General features: G+C 67.6%; 17 protein-coding genes. 7 read left to right on the top strand and 10 right to left on the bottom strand.

Going from position 1 to position 20842, the window contains the following annotated elements; translation table 11 throughout:
- Positions 1-41: 41 nt before the first annotated feature.
- Positions 42-3149 (top strand): transglycosylase domain-containing protein, encoded by a 3108-nt coding sequence (locus RTW82_RS17395; protein ID WP_410478812.1) that lies wholly within the window; start codon positions 42-44, stop codon positions 3147-3149.
- A 4-nt stretch (positions 3150-3153) separates the two neighbouring features.
- On the opposite strand, the gene RTW82_RS17400 is transcribed toward RTW82_RS17395, so the two are convergent.
- The 3 genes from RTW82_RS17400 to RTW82_RS17410 form a co-directional block, all read right to left on the bottom strand.
- A complete protein-coding gene (locus RTW82_RS17400) occupies positions 3154-3372 on the bottom strand; it encodes a VF530 family DNA-binding protein (protein ID WP_021222097.1) in 219 nt (72 codons plus the stop codon).
- Positions 3373-3992: 620 nt separating this feature from the next.
- A complete protein-coding gene (locus RTW82_RS17405; protein ID WP_021222098.1) occupies positions 3993-4298 on the bottom strand; it encodes a DMT family transporter in 306 nt (101 codons plus the stop codon).
- A gap of 10 nt (positions 4299-4308) precedes the next feature.
- On the bottom strand, positions 4309-4947 hold the full coding sequence (locus RTW82_RS17410; protein WP_316925834.1) for an FMN-dependent NADH-azoreductase: 639 nt from the start codon (positions 4945-4947) through the stop codon (positions 4309-4311).
- 138 nt (positions 4948-5085) lie between these two features.
- Between RTW82_RS17410 and RTW82_RS17415 the strand changes: the two genes are divergently transcribed.
- Positions 5086-5979, top strand: a complete 894-nt coding sequence (locus RTW82_RS17415; protein ID WP_316925835.1) for a LysR substrate-binding domain-containing protein — start codon at positions 5086-5088, stop codon at positions 5977-5979.
- 193 nt (positions 5980-6172) lie between these two features.
- Here the strand turns inward: RTW82_RS17415 and putP are convergent, their stop codons facing one another.
- The 6 genes from putP to RTW82_RS17445 form a co-directional block, all read right to left on the bottom strand.
- Positions 6173-7666: a sodium/proline symporter PutP gene (gene putP, locus RTW82_RS17420; protein ID WP_184487813.1), complete on the bottom strand. Its 1494-nt coding sequence runs from the start codon at positions 7664-7666 to the stop codon at positions 6173-6175.
- A 407-nt stretch (positions 7667-8073) separates the two neighbouring features.
- Entirely contained in the window at positions 8074-8493 is a 420-nt protein-coding gene (locus tag RTW82_RS17425) for a group I truncated hemoglobin (protein ID WP_021222102.1), read from the bottom strand.
- Position 8494: 1 nt separating this feature from the next.
- On the bottom strand, positions 8495-9349 hold the full coding sequence (locus RTW82_RS17430; protein WP_316925836.1) for a DUF3034 family protein: 855 nt from the start codon (positions 9347-9349) through the stop codon (positions 8495-8497).
- A 2-nt stretch (positions 9350-9351) separates the two neighbouring features.
- Complete coding sequence (locus RTW82_RS17435; RefSeq protein WP_316925837.1) at positions 9352-11688, bottom strand: EAL domain-containing protein; 2337 nt, start codon at positions 11686-11688, stop codon at positions 9352-9354.
- The gene (locus RTW82_RS17440; RefSeq protein ID WP_410478813.1) at positions 11675-12361 is read right to left on the bottom strand and encodes a methylamine utilization protein; all 687 of its coding nucleotides are present in this window, start codon (positions 12359-12361) and stop codon (positions 11675-11677) included. The genes RTW82_RS17435 and RTW82_RS17440 overlap by 14 nt, the downstream gene beginning before the upstream one ends.
- Before the next feature lie 143 nt (positions 12362-12504).
- Complete coding sequence (locus tag RTW82_RS17445; RefSeq protein WP_021222106.1) at positions 12505-13257, bottom strand: AraC family transcriptional regulator; 753 nt, start codon at positions 13255-13257, stop codon at positions 12505-12507.
- A 167-nt stretch (positions 13258-13424) separates the two neighbouring features.
- Here RTW82_RS17445 and lon point away from each other — a divergent pair, with 167 nt between their 5' ends.
- Positions 13425-15824 carry an endopeptidase La gene (gene lon, locus RTW82_RS17450; RefSeq protein WP_021222107.1) on the top strand — a complete coding sequence of 800 codons (2400 nt, stop codon included), beginning with the start codon at positions 13425-13427 and terminating at the stop codon, positions 15822-15824.
- A 71-nt stretch (positions 15825-15895) separates the two neighbouring features.
- Positions 15896-16294 carry a protease inhibitor I42 family protein gene (locus RTW82_RS17455; protein WP_021222108.1) on the top strand — a complete coding sequence of 133 codons (399 nt, stop codon included), beginning with the start codon at positions 15896-15898 and terminating at the stop codon, positions 16292-16294.
- 93 nt (positions 16295-16387) lie between these two features.
- On the opposite strand, the gene RTW82_RS17460 is transcribed toward RTW82_RS17455, so the two are convergent.
- On the bottom strand, positions 16388-18094 hold the full coding sequence (locus tag RTW82_RS17460; protein ID WP_316925838.1) for a diguanylate cyclase: 1707 nt from the start codon (positions 18092-18094) through the stop codon (positions 16388-16390).
- Positions 18095-18268: 174 nt separating this feature from the next.
- On the opposite strand from RTW82_RS17460, the gene RTW82_RS17465 reads away from it, so the two are divergent.
- The 3 genes from RTW82_RS17465 (at position 18269) to cmoB (ending at position 20703) form a co-directional block, all read left to right on the top strand.
- A complete protein-coding gene (locus RTW82_RS17465; protein WP_316925839.1) occupies positions 18269-18910 on the top strand; it encodes a lysoplasmalogenase in 642 nt (213 codons plus the stop codon).
- 84 nt (positions 18911-18994) lie between these two features.
- Complete coding sequence (gene cmoA / locus RTW82_RS17470) at positions 18995-19738, top strand: carboxy-S-adenosyl-L-methionine synthase CmoA (protein WP_316925840.1); 744 nt, start codon at positions 18995-18997, stop codon at positions 19736-19738.
- Complete coding sequence (cmoB, locus tag RTW82_RS17475; protein ID WP_316925841.1) at positions 19735-20703, top strand: tRNA 5-methoxyuridine(34)/uridine 5-oxyacetic acid(34) synthase CmoB; 969 nt, start codon at positions 19735-19737, stop codon at positions 20701-20703. Before cmoA ends, cmoB begins: the two co-directional genes overlap by 4 nt.
- The last annotated feature ends 139 nt before the right edge of the window (positions 20704-20842 follow it).

Raw genomic sequence — 20842 nt, forward strand, 5'->3', positions numbered from 1 at the left:
CTTTGTACAAGAGCGGTAACGCGCCAGCCAGGCCATCGACCATGGGCGTTTTATGGCAAACCGACGCATCGTCCACCGAGATACCGAAAGGTAGCCTCAACGAGGTCACCTTGCGGCCCGGCCGCTCCCGCCGCAAGAAACACCGCCTGGCGTTCTGGACCCTGATGCTGCTGGCCGGTGTCGCCATTGCCCTCGCCGCCCGCGAGGAGATGCGCAGTTCCTGGCTGCAATCCCGCGAAATCACCCGCTATGCCGCAACCCTGAACTACAGCCTCGAAGAAGGCCCCAGCGACGCCATCCTCTACCCCCACGACGGTCCCTTCGACAAGCGCCTGGGCTACGTCTACCTGCCGCCGATGCTGCAGCGCCTGGACCAGCGCGGCTATGCCATCCGCCAGCAGGTGCGCTTCTCCCCGGAGCTGATGGAGTACAGCCGCCACGGGCTGTTTCCGCCGTACCGGGAGAAGGTCCAGGCGGGCATCGACATCAGCGATTGCCGGGGCGAGCCGCTGTACCGCTTCAGCTACCCGCAGCAGCTCTACCCGGGCTTCTCCGCCATCCCGCCGCTGCTCACCAGCAGCCTGCTGTTCATCGAGAACCGCTCCCTGCTGGCCGACGAGCCCCTGGCCAACCCGGCGGTGGACTGGCCGCGCTTCGTCAAGGCGGCGCTGAGCCAGGCCGGCAAGGTGCTCGACATGCCCGGGCAGAGCGCCGGCGGCAGCACCCTGGCGACCCAGCTGGAGAAGTACCGCCACTCGCCCTCCGGCCTCACCCTCTCGGCCGGCGAGAAGATCCGCCAGATGGCTTCGGCCAGCGTGCGCGCCTACCGGGGCGGCCCGGAAACCCTGGCCGCCCGCCAGCACGTGGTGCTCGACTACCTCAACAGCGTGCCGCTCTCCGCCGTGCCGGGCCATGGCGAGGTGCACGGCCTGGCCGATGGCTTGCGGGTCTGGTACGGCGCCGACTTCGAGCAGGTGAACCGCTTGCTGGCCGAGCACCAGGACGAGCCCGAACACCTGCAGGCACGGGGCCTGGCGCTGCGCCAGGTGGTGTCGCTGATGATCGCCCAGCGTCGCCCCTCCTATTACCTGTCACGCGGACGCGAGGAGCTGGAGGCGCTGACCGACAGTCACCTGCGCCTGCTGGGCAACGCCGGCGTGCTGCGCCCGGCCCTGGGCCAGGCGGCCCTGGAGACGCGCCTGGGCTTCCGCGACCTGCAGCAGGAGCCGGCGCTGTCGCGCATCGAAGGCAACAAGGGCATCAGCCTGGCGCGGGCGCGCCTGTCGAGCATGCTGCAGATGCCGCTCTACGACCTCGACCGCCTCGACCTGGCCGCCAGCAGCAGCCTGCAGGGCGAGCTGCAGCAGGCCGTCACCACCTACCTGCACGACCTCGCCGAGCCGGCCTACGCCGAGCAGGCCGGGCTGTTCGGCGAGCGCCTGCTGTCGCCGGAAAAGACCCGCGAGGTGCGCTACAGCTTCACCCTCTTCGAGCGCACGCCCTCGGGCAACCAGGTGCGGGTGCAGACCGACAACACCAACCAGCCCTTCGACATCAACGAGGGCAGCAAGCTGGAGCTGGGCTCCACCGCCAAGCTGCGGGTGCTGGCCACCTACCTGGACTCCATCACCGCGCTGCACACCCACTACGGCGAGATGCCGGCGGCGGAGCTGCGCAAGGTGCAGGTCGACCCGCTGGACGCCCTGAGCCGCTGGGCCCTCGACTACCTGGCCACCACTAACGACCGCAGCCTGGCGCCGATGCTGGCGGCGGCGCTGGATCGCACCTACTCGGCCAGCCCCTTCGAGAGCTTCTTCACCGGCGGCGGGCTGCACACCTTCAGCAACTTCCGCAAGGAGGACAACGGCCGCAACCCGAGCCTACGCGACGCCCTCCGCGAGTCGATCAACCTGCCCTTCGTGCGCCTGCTGCGCGACATCGTGCGCCACAACATCTACCGGCCCGACGGCGGCAAGGTGGCGCTGCTCTCCGACGACAGGGACCCACGCCGCCAGGGCTACCTGGACCTGTTCGTCTCCCGCGAGAGCCAGACCTACCTGCTGCGTTTCTGGAACAAGTACAAGGGCAAGGACGCCGACGAGCGCATGGCCACCTTCCTCGATGGCTTGCGCCCCTGGGCCTCGCGCCTCGCGGCCATCCACCGCTACCTGCAGCCCCAGGCCGACCGCGCGACCTTCGCCGCCTTCATGCGCGAGCGCCTGCCCAACGAGGCCCTGGGCGAGAAGCGCATCAACCAGTTGTACGACCGTTACGGCCCCGGCGCCTTCAACCTCAACGACCAGGGTTACGTGGCGCGGGTGCACCCGCTGGAGCTGTGGCTGCTGGCCTACCTGCAGGGCCACCCGCAGGCCACCTACCGCGAGGCGGTGGAAGCCAGCGGCGGGCCGCGCAGCGAGGTGTACGGCTGGCTGTTCAAATCACAGCGCAAGAACGCCCGGGACAAGCGCATCCGCATCATGCTGGAGGTGGAAGCCTTCCTCGACATCCACCAGCAGTGGCGCCAGCTGGGCTATCCCTTCGACCACCTGGTGCCCTCCCTGGCCACCGCGCTGGGCAGCTCGGGCGACCGCCCGGCGGCGCTGGCGGAGCTGATGGGGATCATCGTCAACGACGGCGTGCGCCTGCCCACGGTGCGCATCGACCGCCTGCATTTCGCCGCCGACACGCCCTACGAAACCCTGCTCAGCCACGCGGCGGCGCCGGGCAAACGGGTGATGGCTTCGGAAGTGGCGACGGCGCTGCGCGAGGCGCTCTCGCAAGTGGTGGATGCCGGTACCGCGCGGCGCCTGCAAGGCACCTTCACCCAGCCCGACGGCAAGCCGCTGGTGATGGGCGGCAAGACCGGTACAGGGGATAACCGCCTGCAGACGGTGGGGCGCAGCGGCCAGGTGATCAGCTCCAAGGCACTGAACCGCACTGCCACCTTCGTCTTCTACCTGGGGCCGCGGCACTTCGGCACCCTCACCGCCTACGTGGCAGGCAGCCAGGCCTCGAACTTCCGCTTCACCTCGGCGCTGCCGGTGCAGGTGATGAAGGGCATGGCGCCGATCCTCCAGCCCTACCTGGAGCCGGGCCGCGCCACCCTGTGCCAGATGCCGGAGGCCTCGGTGCGGGCCAGCCGGCTCTGAGGGCTCACTCCTGGCGGCGGCGCACGTCGATGAACAGCGACTCGACCTTCTCCCGCGCCCAGGGCGTCTTGCGCAGGAAGGTGAGGCTCGACTTGATGCTCGGGTCGCTCTTGAAGCAGCGGATATCGATGCGCTTGGCCAGCCCGTCCCAACCGTACTTGGCGACCAGCTCCTCGAGGATCTTCGCCAGGGTCATGCCGTGCAGGGGGTCTTGGGAGCTCACGTAAACGCCTCGATGGGGGGAAAGCGTGGCAGCTTAGGGCAATGGCCGTGCCTTGCGAAGCGTCGAGACACAGAATCACCCTGTAGGGGCGACTTCAGTCGCCCAGCGGCGCGCAGCGCCGCCCTTGTGTGAGCGAATTCATTGGCTCTGTCTGCGTTAAGTGTTGCTAGAGGATTTGAGCCCAGCTGATTGCCGAGCTCTGGTGATGTTTCTGGTTTCGCCCACCCGGGCGAGTCCCTTTTCCAATCGTTGAAAAGGAACCAAAAAACTTGCCCCATCATCCGGCCCCGGCTTCGCCGGGGTTCCCTCACTCCATCGCCGCTCTGGGGGCCGGCGCGCATGGCCTGGCGCGCCTCTCGCGGCATCCATGCCGCTCGTCCCCCGGCGCAACGACTGCGTTCGGCCTCCTGGAGGGGCGTTGGCGGCTGCTCCAACTTTCTTCGTCCAACGCATCACCACGTGGTGCGCACAGGCTTTCGTAGGATGGGTAGAGCGGAGCGAAACCCATCGATGCGGCGCATCAGGCATAAGAACGTGCCACGCTCAGCGCCGTCTGGTGGAGGTAAAAAGCGACCTCCACCCACCGGTGGAGCCCTTCCGCCGCCCCTAGGCTTCTGGTGTCACTTCAACCCCGCCACCCCGGCGATGATCAGCGCCACCGACAGCAGCTTCATCGGGGTGATGGATTCGCCCAGCAGCGCCACGCCGAGGATGACGGTGCCGAGGGTGCCGATGGCGGTCCAGATCGGGTAGGCGACGCTCACCGGCAGCACGCGCATGGCCAGGGTGAGGAAGTAGATGCCGGCGGTGGCCGCCAGCACCACCAGGGCGCTGGGCAGCGGTTGGGTGAAGCCGTTGGCGTACTTCATGCTCATGGCGAAGAGCACCTCGAAGAACGCCGCGATCAGCAGGAACAACCAGGCCATGGCGACCTCCTCAGAAGACCTCGGCCAGCTCCACCAGGGCGCGCTCCGCGCGCTGGTAGGACTGCTGGAAGGCGTCGCCGCCGAACTCGTCGTTCTCCACCGCCACCACCGTCACGTCGGTGATGCCGATGTAGCCCAGCACGGTGCGCAGGTAAGCGTCAGCGTGGTTCATGTGGGCGTTGACGCCGCCGGGGCCGTAGCCGTGGTCGCCACGGGTGGTGATGATCAGCGCCTTGCGCCCCAGCACCAGCGGTGTGTAGGGGTTGCCGGGACGGTCGGGGTGGAAGTCGAAGGTGCGGCGGATGCGTACGATCTGGTCGACCCAGGCCTTGACTCCGCTGGGTACGCCGAAGTTGTACATGGGCGCCGAGATCACCAGGCGGTCGGCGGCGAAGACTTCGTCCACCAGCAGGTCGCTCAGGGCCAGGTCGGCCTTCATCACCTCGGTGCGGTTCTCCGGCTCGGGGTGGAAGGCGGCGGCGATCCAGCCTTCGGTAACCGGCGCGATGGGTGAGCGCCCGACTTCACGGTGCACCACCTGGCGGGCGGCATCCTGGCCCTGCCAGGCAGCGAGGAAGGCGTCCTGCAGGCGGCGCGAGTGGGAACGTTCGCCACGGGGGCTGCCTTGGATCGAGAGAATGAGATTCATCTGTTACTCCTGGGTCCTGGTCATTTCTTCGCGGCCGGTGACCGGCCTGAACACAGGCACTAAGCTAGGACCAGCCGTTTTCCCGGACAAATGACCCTTAGTTCACCAGGATGAATCCATTTCATCCGCGGAGCCCAGATGTTCGCCAACCTGCCCCTGACCGCCCTGCGCACCTTCGAGTCCGCCGCCCGCCTGCTGAGCTTCAAGGCCGCCGCCGAGGAGCTGGCGGTGACGCCGACGGCGGTGTCCCACCAGATCCGCAGCCTGGAAGGCTGGCTCGGTGTGCCGCTGTTCGAGCGCCTGCCCCGCAACGTGCGCCTGACCGACTGCGGCCAGCAGCTGTTCGGCAGCCTGCACGGGGCGCTGCTGGAGGTGACCCAGACCCTCGACCAGTTGCGCCCGCAACGCAGCGGCGGCCAGTTGACGCTCTCCACCACACCGGCCTTCGCCGCGCTCTGGCTGATTCCCCGGCTGGGGCGCTTCTACGCCGACCACCCGGCCATCAGCCTGCGCCTGGACACCCGCAACACCCTGGTGGACCTGCACCAGGACGCCAGTGTCGACCTGGTGATCCGCTACGGCACCACGCACTACCCCAGCCTGCACAGCCAGTGCCTGCTCGACGAGTGCTTCGGCGTCTACGGCGCCCCGGCCCTGGTCGCCAGCCTGGGCCGGGCGGTGCCGACGCTGATCACCATCCGCTGGCACAACGCGCAGCTCTATGAACTGGGCTGGAAGGCCTGGTGCCAGGCCGCCGGTGAGGAGCGCCTGCTGGAAACCGCGGCGCAACGCGAATACGAGGAGGAGCACTACGCCCTGCAAGCCGCCATCGCCGGCCAGGGGCTGGTGCTGGCGAGCTCCATCCTGGTCTCCGAGAGCGTCGCCAACGGCCTGCTGGTGCCCTACCGGCCGGAGATCAGCGTGGAGGGCGCGGGCTATTCCACCCTCTGCGTGCCGGGCCGCGAGCGGCACCCGCCGGTGAAGGCGTTCTTCGACTGGTTGAGCCGGGAGGTGGTGGGCACCCCCTCGTAGGTCGGGTGCAACCCGACGGTCCACCCCACACACGCATCGCGAATGAATTCGCTCCCACGAAAAGCAAGGATCGTCGCCGTGCAGCAGGCGTTTTCCCGGGCATAAAAAAACGGCCCGGGTCCGAGGACGAGGGCCGTTGAAGCACTATCAAATTGTTTACCGCGCGGGCTCTGCGGCCCGGGCGGCTAGATCATCAGGCGCTGGCGTCCTGGTATTCCTTCTCGGCTTCGTCGAAGCGCTTGACCATGGCCGCGGACGGGCCGTTGCCGATGTGGCTGAAGATCAGGATGCCGAGGGTGGCGAGGATGAAGCCGGGGACGATTTCATACAGGCCGGTCCAGCCGAGGAGCTGCTTCCACAGCACCACGGTGACGGCACCGAAGATCATGCCGGCCAGGGCGCCATTACGGGTCATGCCCTTCCACAGCAGGGAGAGGATGACCACGGGGCCGAAGGCGGCACCGAAGCCGGCCCAGGCGTAGGACACCAGGCCCAGGACCTTGCTCTCGGGGTTGGCGGCGATGAGGATGGCGATCACCGCGACCAGCAGCACCATGGCGCGGCCGACCCAGACCAGTTCGACCTGGCTGGCGTTCTTGCGGAAGAAGGCCTTGTAGAAGTCTTCGGTCAGGGCGCTGGAGCACACCAGCAGCTGGCAGCTGAGGGTGGACATCACCGCGGCGAGGATGGCGGACAGCAGCACGCCGGCGACCCAGGGGTTGAACAGCAGCTTGGCCAGCTCGATGAACACGCGCTCGGGGTTCTCGGTGACGGCGCCGGCGACTTCCGGGTGGGCCGAGAAGTAGGCGATGCCGAAGAAGCCCACGGCCACGGCGCCGCCGAGGCAGAGCACCATCCAGGTCATGGAGATGCGGCGGGCAGCCGGGATCGACTTGACCGAATCGGCGGCCATGAAGCGCGCCAGGATGTGCGGTTGGCCGAAGTAGCCCAGGCCCCAGGCCAGCAGCGAGATCACGCCGATGAAGGACGCGCCCTTGAGCATGTCGAAGCTGGTGGCGTCCTTCAGCTCGATGGCGGCGAAGGTGGGGTCGATGCCGCCGGTGGCCAGCATCACCACGATGGGGGTGAGGATCAGGGCGAAGATCATCAACGAGGCTTGCACGGTGTCGGTCCAGCTCACCGCCAGGAAGCCACCGACGAAGGTGTAGGCGATGGTGGCGGCGGCGCCGGCCCAGAGGGCGGTCTCGTAGGAGAGGCCGAAGGTGCTCTCGAACAGACGGGCACCGGCGACGATGCCGGATGCGCAGTAGATGGTGAAGAACACCAGGATCACCAGGGCCGAGAAGATGCGCAGGATGCGGCTGTGGTCTTCGAAGCGGTTGGTGAAGTAGTCGGGCAGGGTCAGGGCGTTGCCGTTGTGCTCGGTCTGCACGCGCAGACGGCCGGCAACCCACAGCCAGTTGAGATAAGCACCGACGATCAGGCCGATGGCGATCCAGCTTTCCGACAAGCCGGAGAGGTAGACGGCACCCGGAAGGCCCATCAGCAGCCAGCCGCTCATGTCGGAGGCGCCAGCGGACAGTGCGGTGACGAAGCTGCCGAGGCTGCGGCCACCGAGGATGTAGTCGGAAAGGTTGTTGGTGGCGCGGTAGGCCGCGAAGCCGATCAGCACCATGGCAGCGATATAGATCACGAAGGTGATCAGCATCGGGTTGCTCATACTCATTGGGGGTCTCCCCTGTCGTTTGTTGTTATGGAGGTGCGACGGGTATTTCGCATCTCTCTGGTTGGCATTTGGCAGTTGCTCGTGGCAATTACCGATTGGTTTGCGGGCCCGGCGCAACCCGTGGGGGTGCAACCTCTGCCCGTCATCGGTGCTCAGGCGTCATGCCTCGCCTCAGGACGAGACGCCAAGCCATCCGGACTGCACCTGGTCTTCCTGGTCCGGTCTGGCCATATCGATTCGCCGCCTGATCAAGTGTCGACCCGTACGCGCGAAAGGGACAGCGGAATGTAGAGAGCGGTGGCGCCCTTTTCTTTCGAAAAGCTCCGGAGTTATTGCGAAATCCTCCGACTGTCCGACAAGACGTGCAACCCGGTTGCACCATAAGGTGCAACCGCCGCTCTGCAATGCTACTTGTGGATGACCTGACCGCGCATCGGCGCGAGGCGTGCGAGCAGGCGATTCTGGGTGCGGCTGGAGATGCCTTCGGCGTCCATGGCGTCCTGCAGGTCTTCCACCAGGGCGTTGAAATCGCTTTCGGTGAGGCGCTGGCCCTTGTGGCTCTCCTCCATGCTGTCGCCGGTGTATTCGCAGGGGCCACCCGCCTCGACGCAGAACTGCTCCACCAGCTTGTCGCGCAGGCGTTCGATGTCGATCTTGCGGAAGTGTTCGACGATGCGCTCGTCCTTGGCGATGTTCAGCAGCATGCCTTCGACGATGCGGGTGATGCCGGGCGTGCCGCCCAGGTCCTGGTAGAGGCTGTCGTCCCTCGGTGGCTGCTGGGCGCAGGCGGCCAGGACCAGGGTGGCGACGAGGATCAGGCGGCGCATGTCAGAAGCTCCCCTGCACGGACAGGTAGACGCCGTCCTGGTTGTCGAGGGTGGCGATCTCGCCGAGGCGGGCATAGGCCAACACCACCGACAGGTGCTTGTTGGGGAAGTAGCCGACGAACAGGTCCGCCCAGTCGCTTTCGCCGGCGAAGTTGAGGTTGTCGGGCTTCTCCCGGTATTCGACCCCTATGGCCCAGTGGCGGTCGGGCAGCACGGCGATGGAGCCTTCCTTGAGCACCGAGCGTTCGTCGCGGCGGTCGCCGCCGAAGCCCAGCAGGCCCAGCTCGTTGGCCCGGCTGTAGCGCAGCCCGCCGTTGAGCAGCAGGTTGTAGCCGAAGGCGCCGCCGAGGATCAGGCGGCTGACGGCGATGTAGCCTTCGGTGTCCTCGTCACGCTGGGCGCCCACCAGGGAGGGGATGAGAAAGTCCTTCTGCCGCTTGTACTGGAGCCCCAGGGACACCTGCGGCAGCTGATCGTAGATGAGGTCGCCGAACAGCCGCACCTTGAGCCCCACCACATCCTGGCTGAGGGTGTTTTCCGGCAGCGACAGGTCGCGGGCCAGGGTGCCGAGATCAAAGCGCTGGCGGGCGTAGGAAAGCTCCAGGCGGTTGTCCCAGGAGGCGGCCACCCCGGCGGCGTCGAGGCGGTAGTCGCCGGTCTCGACCCGGGTGGCGAACGCGGTGGCGCCCCACTCGCCCTTCTCGCCGTAGCCGGCCAGCACCGCCCAGGGTGTAATCCCACCGCCGGCGGCGCCTTCGACGCTGGTGGCGCCGCCGGTGGCCAGCAGGCGGCCCTCATCGGCGAACGCAGCGGCGGGCAGGGACAGGGCGATGAGCAGGGCCAGGCATCGGTTCATGGTCAGTGCACCGCGGCGATGGGTGAGTGGAGTGGCTGGGCGATCCAGGCCTCGAAGGCGCTGGCCGATAGCGGCCGGCTGATCAGGTAGCCCTGGGCGGTGTCGCAGCGCCAGCGTTCGAGCAGGCGCAGGCTGTGGGCGTGCTCGACGCCCTCGGCGACCACCTTGAGCCCGAGGCTGTGGCTCATGTCGATGGTGGAGCGGACGATCACCGCGTCTTCGCTGGTCTCGTCCAGCTCGCGGATGAAGGACTGGTCGATCTTCAACTCCTGCACCGGCATGCTTTTCAACTGGGCGAGGGAGGAGTAGCCGGTGCCGAAATCGTCCACCGAGAGGCTGATGCCCAGGTCGCGCAGGCCGTTGAGCACCTTCAGCGCCTGGACCGGGTCCTGCATCACCGCGCTTTCGGTGATTTCGAAACTCAGTTGGTCGGGGTGCACACGGAAGCGTCGCAACAGGCCGCGCATGCGCTCCACCAGCTCGCGGCCCATCAGGTCGTCGGTGGAGATGTTCAGCGAGACCTGCAGGCGCAATCCACGCCCGGCCCATTCCTGGAGCTGGCGCAGCACCTCTTCGATGACCCAGGCGGTGAGCGACTGGATGCTGCCGGTGCGCTCGGCCAGGGGAATGAACTCCCCGGGCGAGACCAGGCCGAACTGCGGGTGCTGCCAGCGCAGCAGTGCCTCGGCCTGCAGCACCCGGCCCTCGGCGATGTCCAGCTTGGGCTGGTAGTGCAGCAGCAGTTCGCCCCGCGCGGCGGCATGGCGCAGGTCGCGGATCAGCAGCACCTGGCGCTGCTGGGCGGCGTCGCGGCCCTGCTGGTAGAGCTGCAGGTGGCCAGGCGCCTGGGCGGCATCCTGCATGGCGATGCCGGCGCGGCGCAGCAGCTCCTCCGGCGTGCTGCCATCGGCGGGGTAGCAGGCGATGCCGATGCGCGAATCGATGGCGATGTCGAGGCTGCCGATGCGCTGCGGCTTGAGCAGCAATTGCTGGAGCTTGTCCGCCGCGGCCACCGCACTGTCGCTGTCGGTGCCCTCCAGCAGCAGAAGGAATTCGTCGGCGATCAGCCGCGCCAGGCTGTCGCCGGGGCGCAGGGTGGCGTGCAGGCGCCGGCCGATCTGCTGCAGGACGAGGTCGCCGCCACCAGGGCCACAGGCTTCATTGACCGAGCGGAAGTTGCCGATGCCCAGGTACAGCAGCGCGGTGGGCCGTTCGGCGGTGATGGCGCTGCCCAGGCGCTCCAGCGCCAGGGTGCGGTTGGGCAGGCCGGTGAGTGTGTCGTGCAGGGCGTTATGGGCGAGCTGCCGCTCACGCTCGGCGATGTCGTCGCGCATGCGATTGATGGCGCCGGCCAGTTGCCCCAGTTCGTCGGAGCGGTCCAGCTCGAGGGGGCTCTGGTAGTCGCCTTCACCGATGCGCCGGGCGGCTGCGGCCAGGGCTCGCACCGGCTGCGACACGCTGCGGGCCAGCAACAGCGCACCGGCCAGGGAGCCGAGCAGCGCGCAGAGGGCGATCAGCAGGATGTCCCGGTCCAGCGGCGCGAAGGCCTCCTGGGCCTGCTCCAGGGATTTGTGCAGGAGCAGCAGCACCTGGTAGTCCGCCCCGCTGGACAGCACCAGGCGGCGATCCATGTAGCGCCGCTCGCCGATGCGCAGGATGTCGCCATCGTGGGTCTTGATCTCGCTCCTGAGCGCCTCCTCGAGGTCGCCAGGCAGGGTACTGAGCCAGATGTCCGGCTTACCCGCCTGGGTCGCCACCAGGCTCATGTCGAGGTGGGTGAGCTCACGCATCTCGCTGGCGAAGTCGGCATCCAGGCGGAAGCCCATGACCACGCGGGCGATGGGGATGGGCGCGGTGACGTTAGCCTCGACCAGGAGGTAGATGTCGTCGTCGATGGGTTGCAGCAGGCCCTGCCCGCCATTGCGCTGGTGCTCCTGCATCAGTTCGGCGAGGCGCGCCGAGGAGTCGCTGCCGACCCGCCCAGCGGTGGAGACCTGCAGCTTGCCGTCCATACCCAGGAGCATCACCGCACCGGCGTTGATGCGTGCACCGGAGTTGCCGAGGGCAGAGCGGATGGTTTCCTCGTCGCCGCTGGATACGGCCTCCTTGAAGCCGAAGTCGGCCGCCAGCACCTGCACAGCGTCATGCAACTGGCGGCTGCGCGACTCCAGCAGGCGCTCGAAGACGCGCCCGCCGATATCCAGCTCCTCGCGCGCCTGGGCCTGCACGGCGGCGCCTGTGGCGACCTTGACGGCGAAGTACAGCGCACTGACCACAACCAGCAGCAGGAGAATGAGGACGCAGGCGATGCGCGCCTGGAAGCTGTTACTGAGCCTCACCCGCCGCCCTCTTGAATGCGTCGCCGAAGCCTTTTTCCACCGGCGCGGACGGTTGTGCGGCCGGAGCGCCCTGCAGCGTCAGCGGGAAGCGCTGGACGAGGCCGGCGGCCGGAACCTCCACCTCGCCCGCAGCGACGGGCAGCATGTTGGGCACCTGGGGGTGCCAGAGGCTGGCGGTGTAGCGCCCGGGAGGCAGGTCGAGGCTGAGGTGGCCGGCGTCGTCACTGACGGCGAAGAAGGGGTCGTCGGTGATGTAGACGTAACCCAGCATCCAGTCGTGGATGTTGCAGCCGAGCACCACCACGCCGGGCTTGTCGAACACCACGGGTTCGGCAGGTGTGCCCTGATAGAGGCGCAGTTCGAAGCGCTTGGCCGGCGAGAAGGAGTAGACGTGATGGCGGATGTTGTCGCTGTTGGGGAAGCTCACGGCGGTGCCGGTATGCACCGCCAGCACGTAGGGGGCGAATTGCTTGTCGCGCTGGTCCATTACGCCCGTGTCGGGAGTGGCGGCGCTGCCCGAAGGGCCGTTCAGGCTGAGCACCGCATCACCCAGCGGCTGCCCATGGCCGTCGACCACCTCGCCCTGCAGGGTCGCCGCCGAGAGCGTGCCGCACAGGCACCACAAAAGACCGATCAGGCCCATTACGGGGGGCCATGGAGTGAAGCGCAGCATGTCGTCTTCCACCCTTTGAACGGCCGACGGGGGCGGCTCGTGCGCCATGCCCCTGGCCTGTGCGAACCAGTTGGATTGCAGATTAGCTGTCGATCGGCGGAACTTCACGCGGCCGGCGGAAGCAACTGGCCATCACCCTCGCCTCAGTGGCCGCTGCGCAGGCGCCGTGGGGTGAGGCCGAGGTAGCGGCGCATGGCGTTGGTCAGCGCGCTCTGGCTGGAGAAGCCGCATTCCTCGGCGATGCGCACCAGGGCCAGGTCGCTCTCGCGCAGCAGGCGGGCGGCGCGGTCGAGGCGGGTCTTGAGCAGGTATTGGTGGGGGCTGAGGCCGACGCTGTCCTTGAACAGGGCGTGGAAGTGGCTGGGGCTGAGGCAGGCGATCTGCGCCAGCTCGGCGACGCTGATGCGCCGCGACAGGTTCTGCAGGATGTGCGCGTCGAGGGGCTCCATGTCCAGGCCACCGGCCGAGCGCCGGGGCTGGTCGCCGAACAGGCGCAGGTGCAGGGCCCGCAGCAGTACGCCGCCCAGGGAGCGGGCGAGGATCTGGTCGCTGCCGTAGCGCGCCAGTTCGGCGCCGGCGTAGCTCAGGAGGTTCTGGAAATCGGCATCCAGCTCGGGGTAGCGCGGGGTTTCGAACAGGCGCGCGAGGAGCTCGCGGTCTTCGCTGCTGGTGCCCTGCTCGTCGAGGTCGAGGATCAGCATGCGGTTCTCGCCCATGCCGGCGAACTGATGCTCGGCATCCCCCGGCACCAGGCAGGCGCGCATGCGGCAGACCTCGCCGCCCCTGCCGCCCACTTCGAATTCCGCACGGCCGGACAGCGACATCACCAGTTGGTGATGATCGTGGGCATGGGCGTGGGCCTGTTCATCGAGGCGCAGAAGGCGGGCAACTAGCATGGCGGGTCGTGGTCAGAATTTGCACATTTTAGGCAAATGGCCAGCTGTTGCCCAGCACCGCCCGGCAGCGCAGCCCTGCCAGCCACGCTTGAAAAGCCCGTGGCACAGCCCCATCTGCCTCACATGCCCAACCTTCAGCCCCTACGAACCCAGCTACCAGGTGCCCAATGAGCGATCAGGACATCCACGCCGATCTCGTCGAAGAAGCGACCGGCCCGCACAGCACAGGCCTCGTCCTGCCCGGCCAGACCCTGCCGGACAAGGTGTACATCATCCCGATCCATAACCGCCCCTTCTTCCCGGCCCAGGTGCTGCCGGTGATCGTCAACGAGGAGCCCTGGGCCGAGACCCTGGAGCTGGTGTCCAAGACCGAGCACCACTGCCTGGCGCTGTTCTTCATGGAGAACCCGCCGGAAGACCCGCGCCATTTCGACCCCTCCACCCTGCCCGAACACGGCACCCTGGTGCGCGTGCACCATGCCAGCCGCGAGGGCGGCAAGCTGCAGTTCGTTGCCCAGGGCCTGTCGCGGGTGCGCATCCGTGGCTGGCTCAAGCGCCATCGCCCGCCCTACCTGGTGGAGGTGGACTACCCGCAGAACCCCAGCGACCAGCGCGATGAGGTGAAGGCCTACGGCATGGCGCTGATCAACGCGATCAAGGAGCTGCTGCCGCTCAACCCGCTGTACAGCGAGGAGCTGAAGAACTACCTCAACCGCTTCAGCCCCAATGACCCGTCGCCGCTCACCGACTTCGCCGCCGCCCTGACCAGTGCACCGGCCAAGGAGCTGCAGGAGGTGCTGGACACGGTGCCGGTACTCAAGCGCATGGAGAAGGTGCTGCCGCTGCTGCGCAAGGAAGTGGAGGTGGCACGCCTGCAGAGCGAGCTCTCCGCCGAGGTGAACCGCAAGATCGGCCAGCACCAGCGCGAGTTCTTCCTCAAGGAGCAGCTGAAGATCATCCAGCAGGAGCTGGGCATCACCAAGGATGACCGCAGCGCCGACGCCGAGCAGTTCACCCAGCGCCTGCAGGGCAAGGTACTGCCGGAGCAGGCGAAGAAGCGCATCGACGAAGAGCTGAACAAGCTGTCGATCCTGGAGACCGGCTCGCCGGAATACGCGGTGACCCGCAACTACCTGGACTGGGCCACCAGCGTGCCCTGGGGCGTGTACGGCAAGGACAAGCTCGACCTCGCCCATGCGCGCAAGGTGCTCGACAAGCACCACGCGGGGCTGGACGACATCAAGAACCGCATCCTCGAGTTCCTCGCGGTAGGCGCCTTCAAGGGCGAGATCGCCGGCTCCATCGTGCTGCTGGTGGGGCCGCCCGGCGTGGGCAAGACCAGCATCGGCAAGTCCATCGCCGAATCCCTGGGCCGCCCCTTCTACCGCTTCAGCGTCGGCGGCATGCGTGACGAGGCCGAGATCAAGGGCCACCGCCGCACCTACATCGGCGCCCTGCCCGGCAAGCTGGTGCAGGCACTGAAGGACGTGGAGGTGATGAACCCGGTGATCATGCTCGACGAGATCGACAAGCTCGGCGCCAGCTACCAGGGCGACCCGGCCTCGGCCTTGCTGGAGACGCTGGACCCGGAGCAGAACGTCGAATTCCTCGATCATTACCTGGACCTGCGCATGGACCTGTCCAAGGTGCTGTTCGTGTGCACGGCCAATACCCTGGATTCCATCCCCGGCCCGCTGCTGGACCGCATGGAGGTGATCCGCCTCTCCGGCTACATCACCGAGGAGAAGCACGCCATCGCCAAGCGCCACCTGTGGCCGCGCCTGCTGGAGCGCACCGGGGTGCCCAAGGAGCGCCTGTCGATCACCGACGGCGCGCTGACCTCGGTGATCGAGGGGTACGCCCGCGAAGCCGGGGTGCGCCAGTTGGAGAAGCAGCTGGGCAAGATCATCCGCAAGTCGGTGGTGAAGATGCTCGAAGACCCCACCGCGAAGATCAAGGTCGCGCAGAAGGACCTGGAGCCCTTCCTCGGCACCCCGCCGTTCCGCAAGGAGCAGCTCCTCTCCGGCACCGGCGTGATCACCGGCCTGGCCTGGACCAGCATGGGCGGCGCCACCCTGCCGATCGAGGCGACGCGCATCCATACGCTGAACCGCGGCTTCAAGCTCACCGGCCAGTTGGGTGACGTCATGAAGGAGTCGGCCGAGATCGCCTACAGCTACATCAGCTCGAATCTGAAGAAGTACGGCGGCGATGCCGGGTTCTTCGACCAGGCCTTCGTCCACCTCCACGTGCCGGAGGGCGCCACCCCCAAGGATGGCCCCAGCGCCGGCATCACCATGGCCAGCGCCCTGCTCTCCCTGGCCCGCGACCAGGCACCGAAGAAGGGTGTGGCCATGACCGGCGAGCTGACCCTCACCGGCCAGGTACTGCCCATTGGCGGGGTGCGCGAGAAGGTGATCGCCGCGCGCCGGCAGAAGATCTTCGAGCTGATCCTCCCGGAGGCCAACCGTGGCTCCTATGAGGAACTGCCGGATTACCTGCGCGACGGCATGACGGTGCATTTCGCCCGGCGCTTCTCCGATGTCGCCAAGGTGCTGTTCGCCTGACGCCTGCGGCGCCTACCCAGGGGCCGATGCAGCGGATATGCTGCACCGGCCCCTGAACGATGGAGCCGTCCATGAGTCCTGCCCGCCTTCCCCGCCTGCTGCTGCCCGCCGCCCTGATGCTGCTGGCCGCCTGCGCCCATGAATCCACCAGCCTGGTGGTGCAGAAACAGAGCAGTTGCCCGATCGAGCTGGACAAGGGCCAGTTGCTGGTCCTGACCCTGCCGAGCAATCCCACAACGGGGTTCCGCTGGGTGGTGAAGGACGCCGCGCCGGGCGTGCTGCGCAGCCTCGGCCCGGAGGTCTACGACACCCCCGAGGAAGCCGGCCTGGTGGGCGGCGCCGGTGAGTCCACCTGGCGCTTCAATGCCGCGCAGAGCGGCGAAGGCCGCCTGTTGCTGGTCTACCAGCGTCCCTGGGAAGCCGACGTGGCGCCGGAGCAGACCTTCGATTGCAAGGTCAGCGTGGACTGATACGGGGGCCCGCCCACTGGCGGGCCCTGCTGGCGAAACGTTTTACCTCCCTCATGAGGCCCATCGTTGGGCCTCGCTACGCTCGGCGCCAACCTACGGGGCCTGGGACTCGGCGGCGATGCTGTGCTGGCCGCGTATGCCCTGGTACAGGCACAGCTGGTTACGGCCGGCGCGCTTGGCCTGGTACAGCGCGCTGTCGGCGGCATGCAGCAACACATCGGCGCTCTCGCCATCGGCGGGGAAACAGGCCAGGCCCAGGGAGATGGCGATCGGGCCCAGGGGCTGGCCGCCGTAGCGGATCTGCAGCCGGGTGACCCCGAGGCGCAGGGCCTCGCAGCGCTCCATGGCATCCTCCAGGCTGATTTCCGGCATCACCAAGGCGAACTCTTCGCCCCCGTAGCGGCAGGCCAGGTCGCTGGAGCGCACATGCCGCTTCATTTCCAGGGCCAGGTGACGCAGCACCAGGTCCCCCGCCTCGTGGCCGAAGGTGTCGTTGAAGCGCTTGAAGTGGTCCACATCCAGCAGCACGACGATCACCGGTGACTGCTTGCGACTGGCGCGCAGCAGTTCGCGGCGCAGGGTTTCGTCGAGGAAGCGGCGGTTGTGCAGGCCGGTCAGGGCGTCCACCACCGATTGCTGGCGCAGGCTCTCGCGCAGGCTGAGGTTGGCCACCCCCAGGGATACCTGCTCGGCGAAGGCTTCCGCCAACTCCAGGTCGGCACTGCCGCCGCACAGGGTCATCACCCCCAGCGGCTCCCCCTGGGCCATGAGCGGCACGCAAAGCGTGCCATTGGCTGCCAACGGGCTTTCGTGCAGGTGCGGGCAGACCAGGTCCTTGTTCACGTCCAGCACCAGGTGGCTCTGGCCACGGCGGATCGCCCAGCAGTCGTCGGGCTCGAACAACTCGACGCTGCCCACCTGCCAGCCACCCCAGTGCCCGGCCTCCTCGAGCACGTCCCGCGAGGGGTGATAGAGAGAGAGGCAGCCATCGCTCTGGGGGAACAACTGGGCAGCGAAGCGGGTGATGATGCCGAAGCACTCCTCGAACTCGTTCACCGAGTGCAGGGCACCCGCCATACGGCTCAACAGTGAGATCTGGTGGTTGCGCAGTTCCACGCGCTGCATGCCCAGGCTCAGTTGCTCGCTGAGCAGGTCCTGGGCGAGACGGGCTTCGCGGCCCGCGCGCAGCATGCGGAAGGTGAAGTGGAAGAGCAGCGCGATCACCAGCAGGTCCAGCAGGGTGACCAGCCCCAGCATCGCCATCCCGACCCAGCCGCGCCACTCGATCTCCTGCTTGGCCAGCAGCACGCGCTGCTCGACCACGCCCTGCATCTCGCCGAGGTGCAGGCGGATGGCGTCCATGAGTTGCTTGCCCTTGCCGGTGCTGACCAGGTCGCCGGCGGCGGCCAGACCTTCGCTGCGGCGCAGCTCGATGACCCGGCCAAAGAAGGCGCGCTGCTCGGCGAGCAGCCCGACCAGCCGTTGCAGGTCATCGAACAGCTCATCGTTCGCCAGCGTCACCTTGAAACGCGCCATGTCCTTGTCGACATCGCCGTAGCCCTGGTAGAGCGGGGTCAGGTAGTCGTCGCGGCCGGTCAAGGCGAATCCTCGCTGGCCGGTTTCGCCATCCTTGAGGGAGGATAGGAGGTCGCTCAGCTCGCGCCCGGTGTGCTCGTGCAGCTCCAGCTGGCGCTCGGCGTTGCCGACCCAGCGGGTGGTGGCCAGGGGCAGCACGATATTGAGTACCAGCATGCCGATCGCCAGCAGGAATCCGGCCTGCAGACGAGTCGCCGTCTTCATCACATCGTTGTCCTCGTGGCGGGGTGCGTTTTCAGTCTAGCGGCGCAATCGGCGACTGCACCTGGCGTTTTGCGCCTGGAGCCCGATCGCGACGATGCGCAGAGTAGCCCAGGGCCGGGAGGCCCGCTGGCAGGCCGCCGCGCGGCCCGGATGGACAACGATGGAGAACCTTGCATGCAGTGGCTGTTGATCGGGCTGATCGGTGCTGTCGCCTACCTCTACGGCGACGCCGCCGACCTGGATACGCTGTGTTTCTGGACCAAGCCGGTGCCCATCCTCGCCCTGCTCGCCTGGCTGCTGCAAAGCGCCCCGCCCGGCCGCTATCGACGCTGGGTGGCGCTGGGGCTGCTGCTGTGCCTGGCCGGCGATGTGCTGCTGCAATGGTCGCCGGACTTCTTCGTCTTCGGCCTGGGCGCCTTCCTCCTCGGCCACCTGGCCTATATCGGCGCCTACCTGGCGGATACCCGGCGCCTGGCGCCCCTGGCATTGCTGGCGGCGGCCCTGTTCGGCATCGGCATGTTCGCCGTGCTGGCCAGCGGCGGCCTTGGTGGCCTGCTGGTGCCGGTGGCGCTCTATGCGCTGACCATCAGCACCATGCTCTGGCGCGCCCTCGCCCGCCTCGGTGCCAGCGAACCGGGCCGGCGCTCGGTGCAGGTCGCGGCCGCCGGTGCGCTGTGCTTCGTGGTGTCCGACAGCCTGCTGGGGGTCAACCGCTTCGTGGCGCCCTTCGAGGCGGCGGGGCTGGCCATCATGCTCACCTACTGGCTCGGGCAACTGGGCATAGTCGCCTCGGCGGTGCTGCACGGGCGACGCTGATTTTCGACCGATCGGCACGCCGGGATTCTGGCCGGGCGCGGTCTTGGCTAGAATGCCGGCCTTTCCAACAGCTGGTACCGGCCCGTGAAGCACAACCCCGACCGCATCTATGCCACGCCCCAGGCTCAAGTCTCCGACTTCGCGTTCAACGAAGACGTGGTCAAGGTGTTCCCGGACATGATCAAGCGCTCGGTGCCGGGCTACCCGACCATCGTCGAGAACATCGGCGTACTGGCCGCCCGCTTCGCCCAGCCCAACACCCATCTGTACGACCTGGGCGCCTCCCTCGGCGCGGTGACCCAGGCCCTGCGCCGCCATGTGCGCACCGATGGCTGCCGGGTGCTGGCTGTGGATAACTCCGCCGCCATGGTGGATCGCTGCCGCGAGTACCTGCACGCCCAGGACTCCATGTACCAGGAGCTGCTGCCGGTGGAGGTGCTGGAGGCAGATATCCTCGCCCTGGAATTCCAGCCGACCTCGCTGGTGGCGATGAACTTCACCCTGCAGTTCGTCGCCCGCGAGGAACGCCAGCCCCTGCTGGCGCGCATCCACCAGGCGTTGCTGCCGGGTGGTGCATTGATTCTTTCGGAGAAGCTGCGCTTCACCGATGCCGCGGAGCATGAGCTGCTCACCGACCTGCACATCGACTTCAAGCGCGCCAACGGCTACAGCGAGCTGGAGATCGCCCAGAAACGCAGCGCCCTGGAGAACGTGATGCGCCCCGACAGCCTGGAGGAACACCGCGAGCGCCTGCTGGCGGCCGGCTTCTCCCGCGTGGTGCCCTGGTTCCAGTGCCTCAACTTCGCCTCGCTGATCGCCCTGCCATGATCCATACCCTCGATCTCGACGCCCTGCAGCAAAGGCTCATGGGCACCCCGCTGCAGGAGTGGGCCGCCGACCTGCCCGGCCAACTCGACGCCAAGCTGGCCATCGGTCACGGCGACCTGCAGCGCTGGGGCGCGGCGGTGGACGCCCTGCCGCCGATCACGCCAACCCGCGTGGAACTGGCACAACGCTTCGCCCTCGACGGTGATTGCGATGAAGCCACCCGCACTGCGCTCAAGGATGCGCTGATGGGGCTGATCCCCTGGCGCAAGGGGCCCTTCGAGCTGTTCGGCGTGCATGTCGACACCGAGTGGCGCTCCGATTGGAAATGGTCCCGGGTCTCGCCGCACCTCGACCTGCGCGGCAAGCGCGTGCTGGATGTCGGCTGCGGCAACGGCTACTACCAGTGGCGCATGCTGGGCGCCGGTGCCGACAGCGTGGTGGGCATCGACCCGAACTGGCTGTTCTTCTGCCAATTCCTGGCCATGAAGCGCTACCTGCCAGAGCTCCCCGCCTGGCACCTGCCCCTGGCCCTGGAAGAGCTGCCGGCGAAGCTGGAAGGCTTCGACACGGTGTTTTCCATGGGCGTGCTCTACCACCGCCGCTCGCCCATCGACCACCTGTTCGACCTCAAGGACTGCCTGCTGCGCGGCGGTGAGCTGGTGCTGGAAACCCTGGTAGTGGAAGGCGACGCCCAGCAGGTGCTGGTGCCCGAAGACCGCTACGCGCAGATGCGCAACGTGTGGTTCCTGCCGTCGGTGCCGGCGCTGGAGTTGTGGCTGCGCCGCGCCGGTTTCGTCGACGTGCGCTGTGTGGACGTCAGCGTCACCAGCATCGAGGAGCAGCGCAGTACCGAGTGGATGCGCTACCAGTCCCTGCCCGAGTTCCTCGACCCTGCCGACCACAGCCGCACCATCGAAGGCCTCCCCGCCCCGGCCCGAGCGGTGATGGTGGCGCGCAAGCCGTAGCTGGAAGCTGGAAGCTGGAAGCTGGAAGCTGGAAGCTGGAAGCTGGAAGAGCCTGGGGGATCGGCGGGAGCTGTCAACCCCCGGGCTTATTTTTCGCACTCCGAACGTAGCCCGGGCTTCAGCCCGGGAAAGCCCGGCA

The sequence above is a fragment of the Pseudomonas sp. zfem005 genome, from assembly GCF_032621735.1.
Taxonomy (GTDB): domain Bacteria; phylum Pseudomonadota; class Gammaproteobacteria; order Pseudomonadales; family Pseudomonadaceae; genus Metapseudomonas; species Metapseudomonas solani.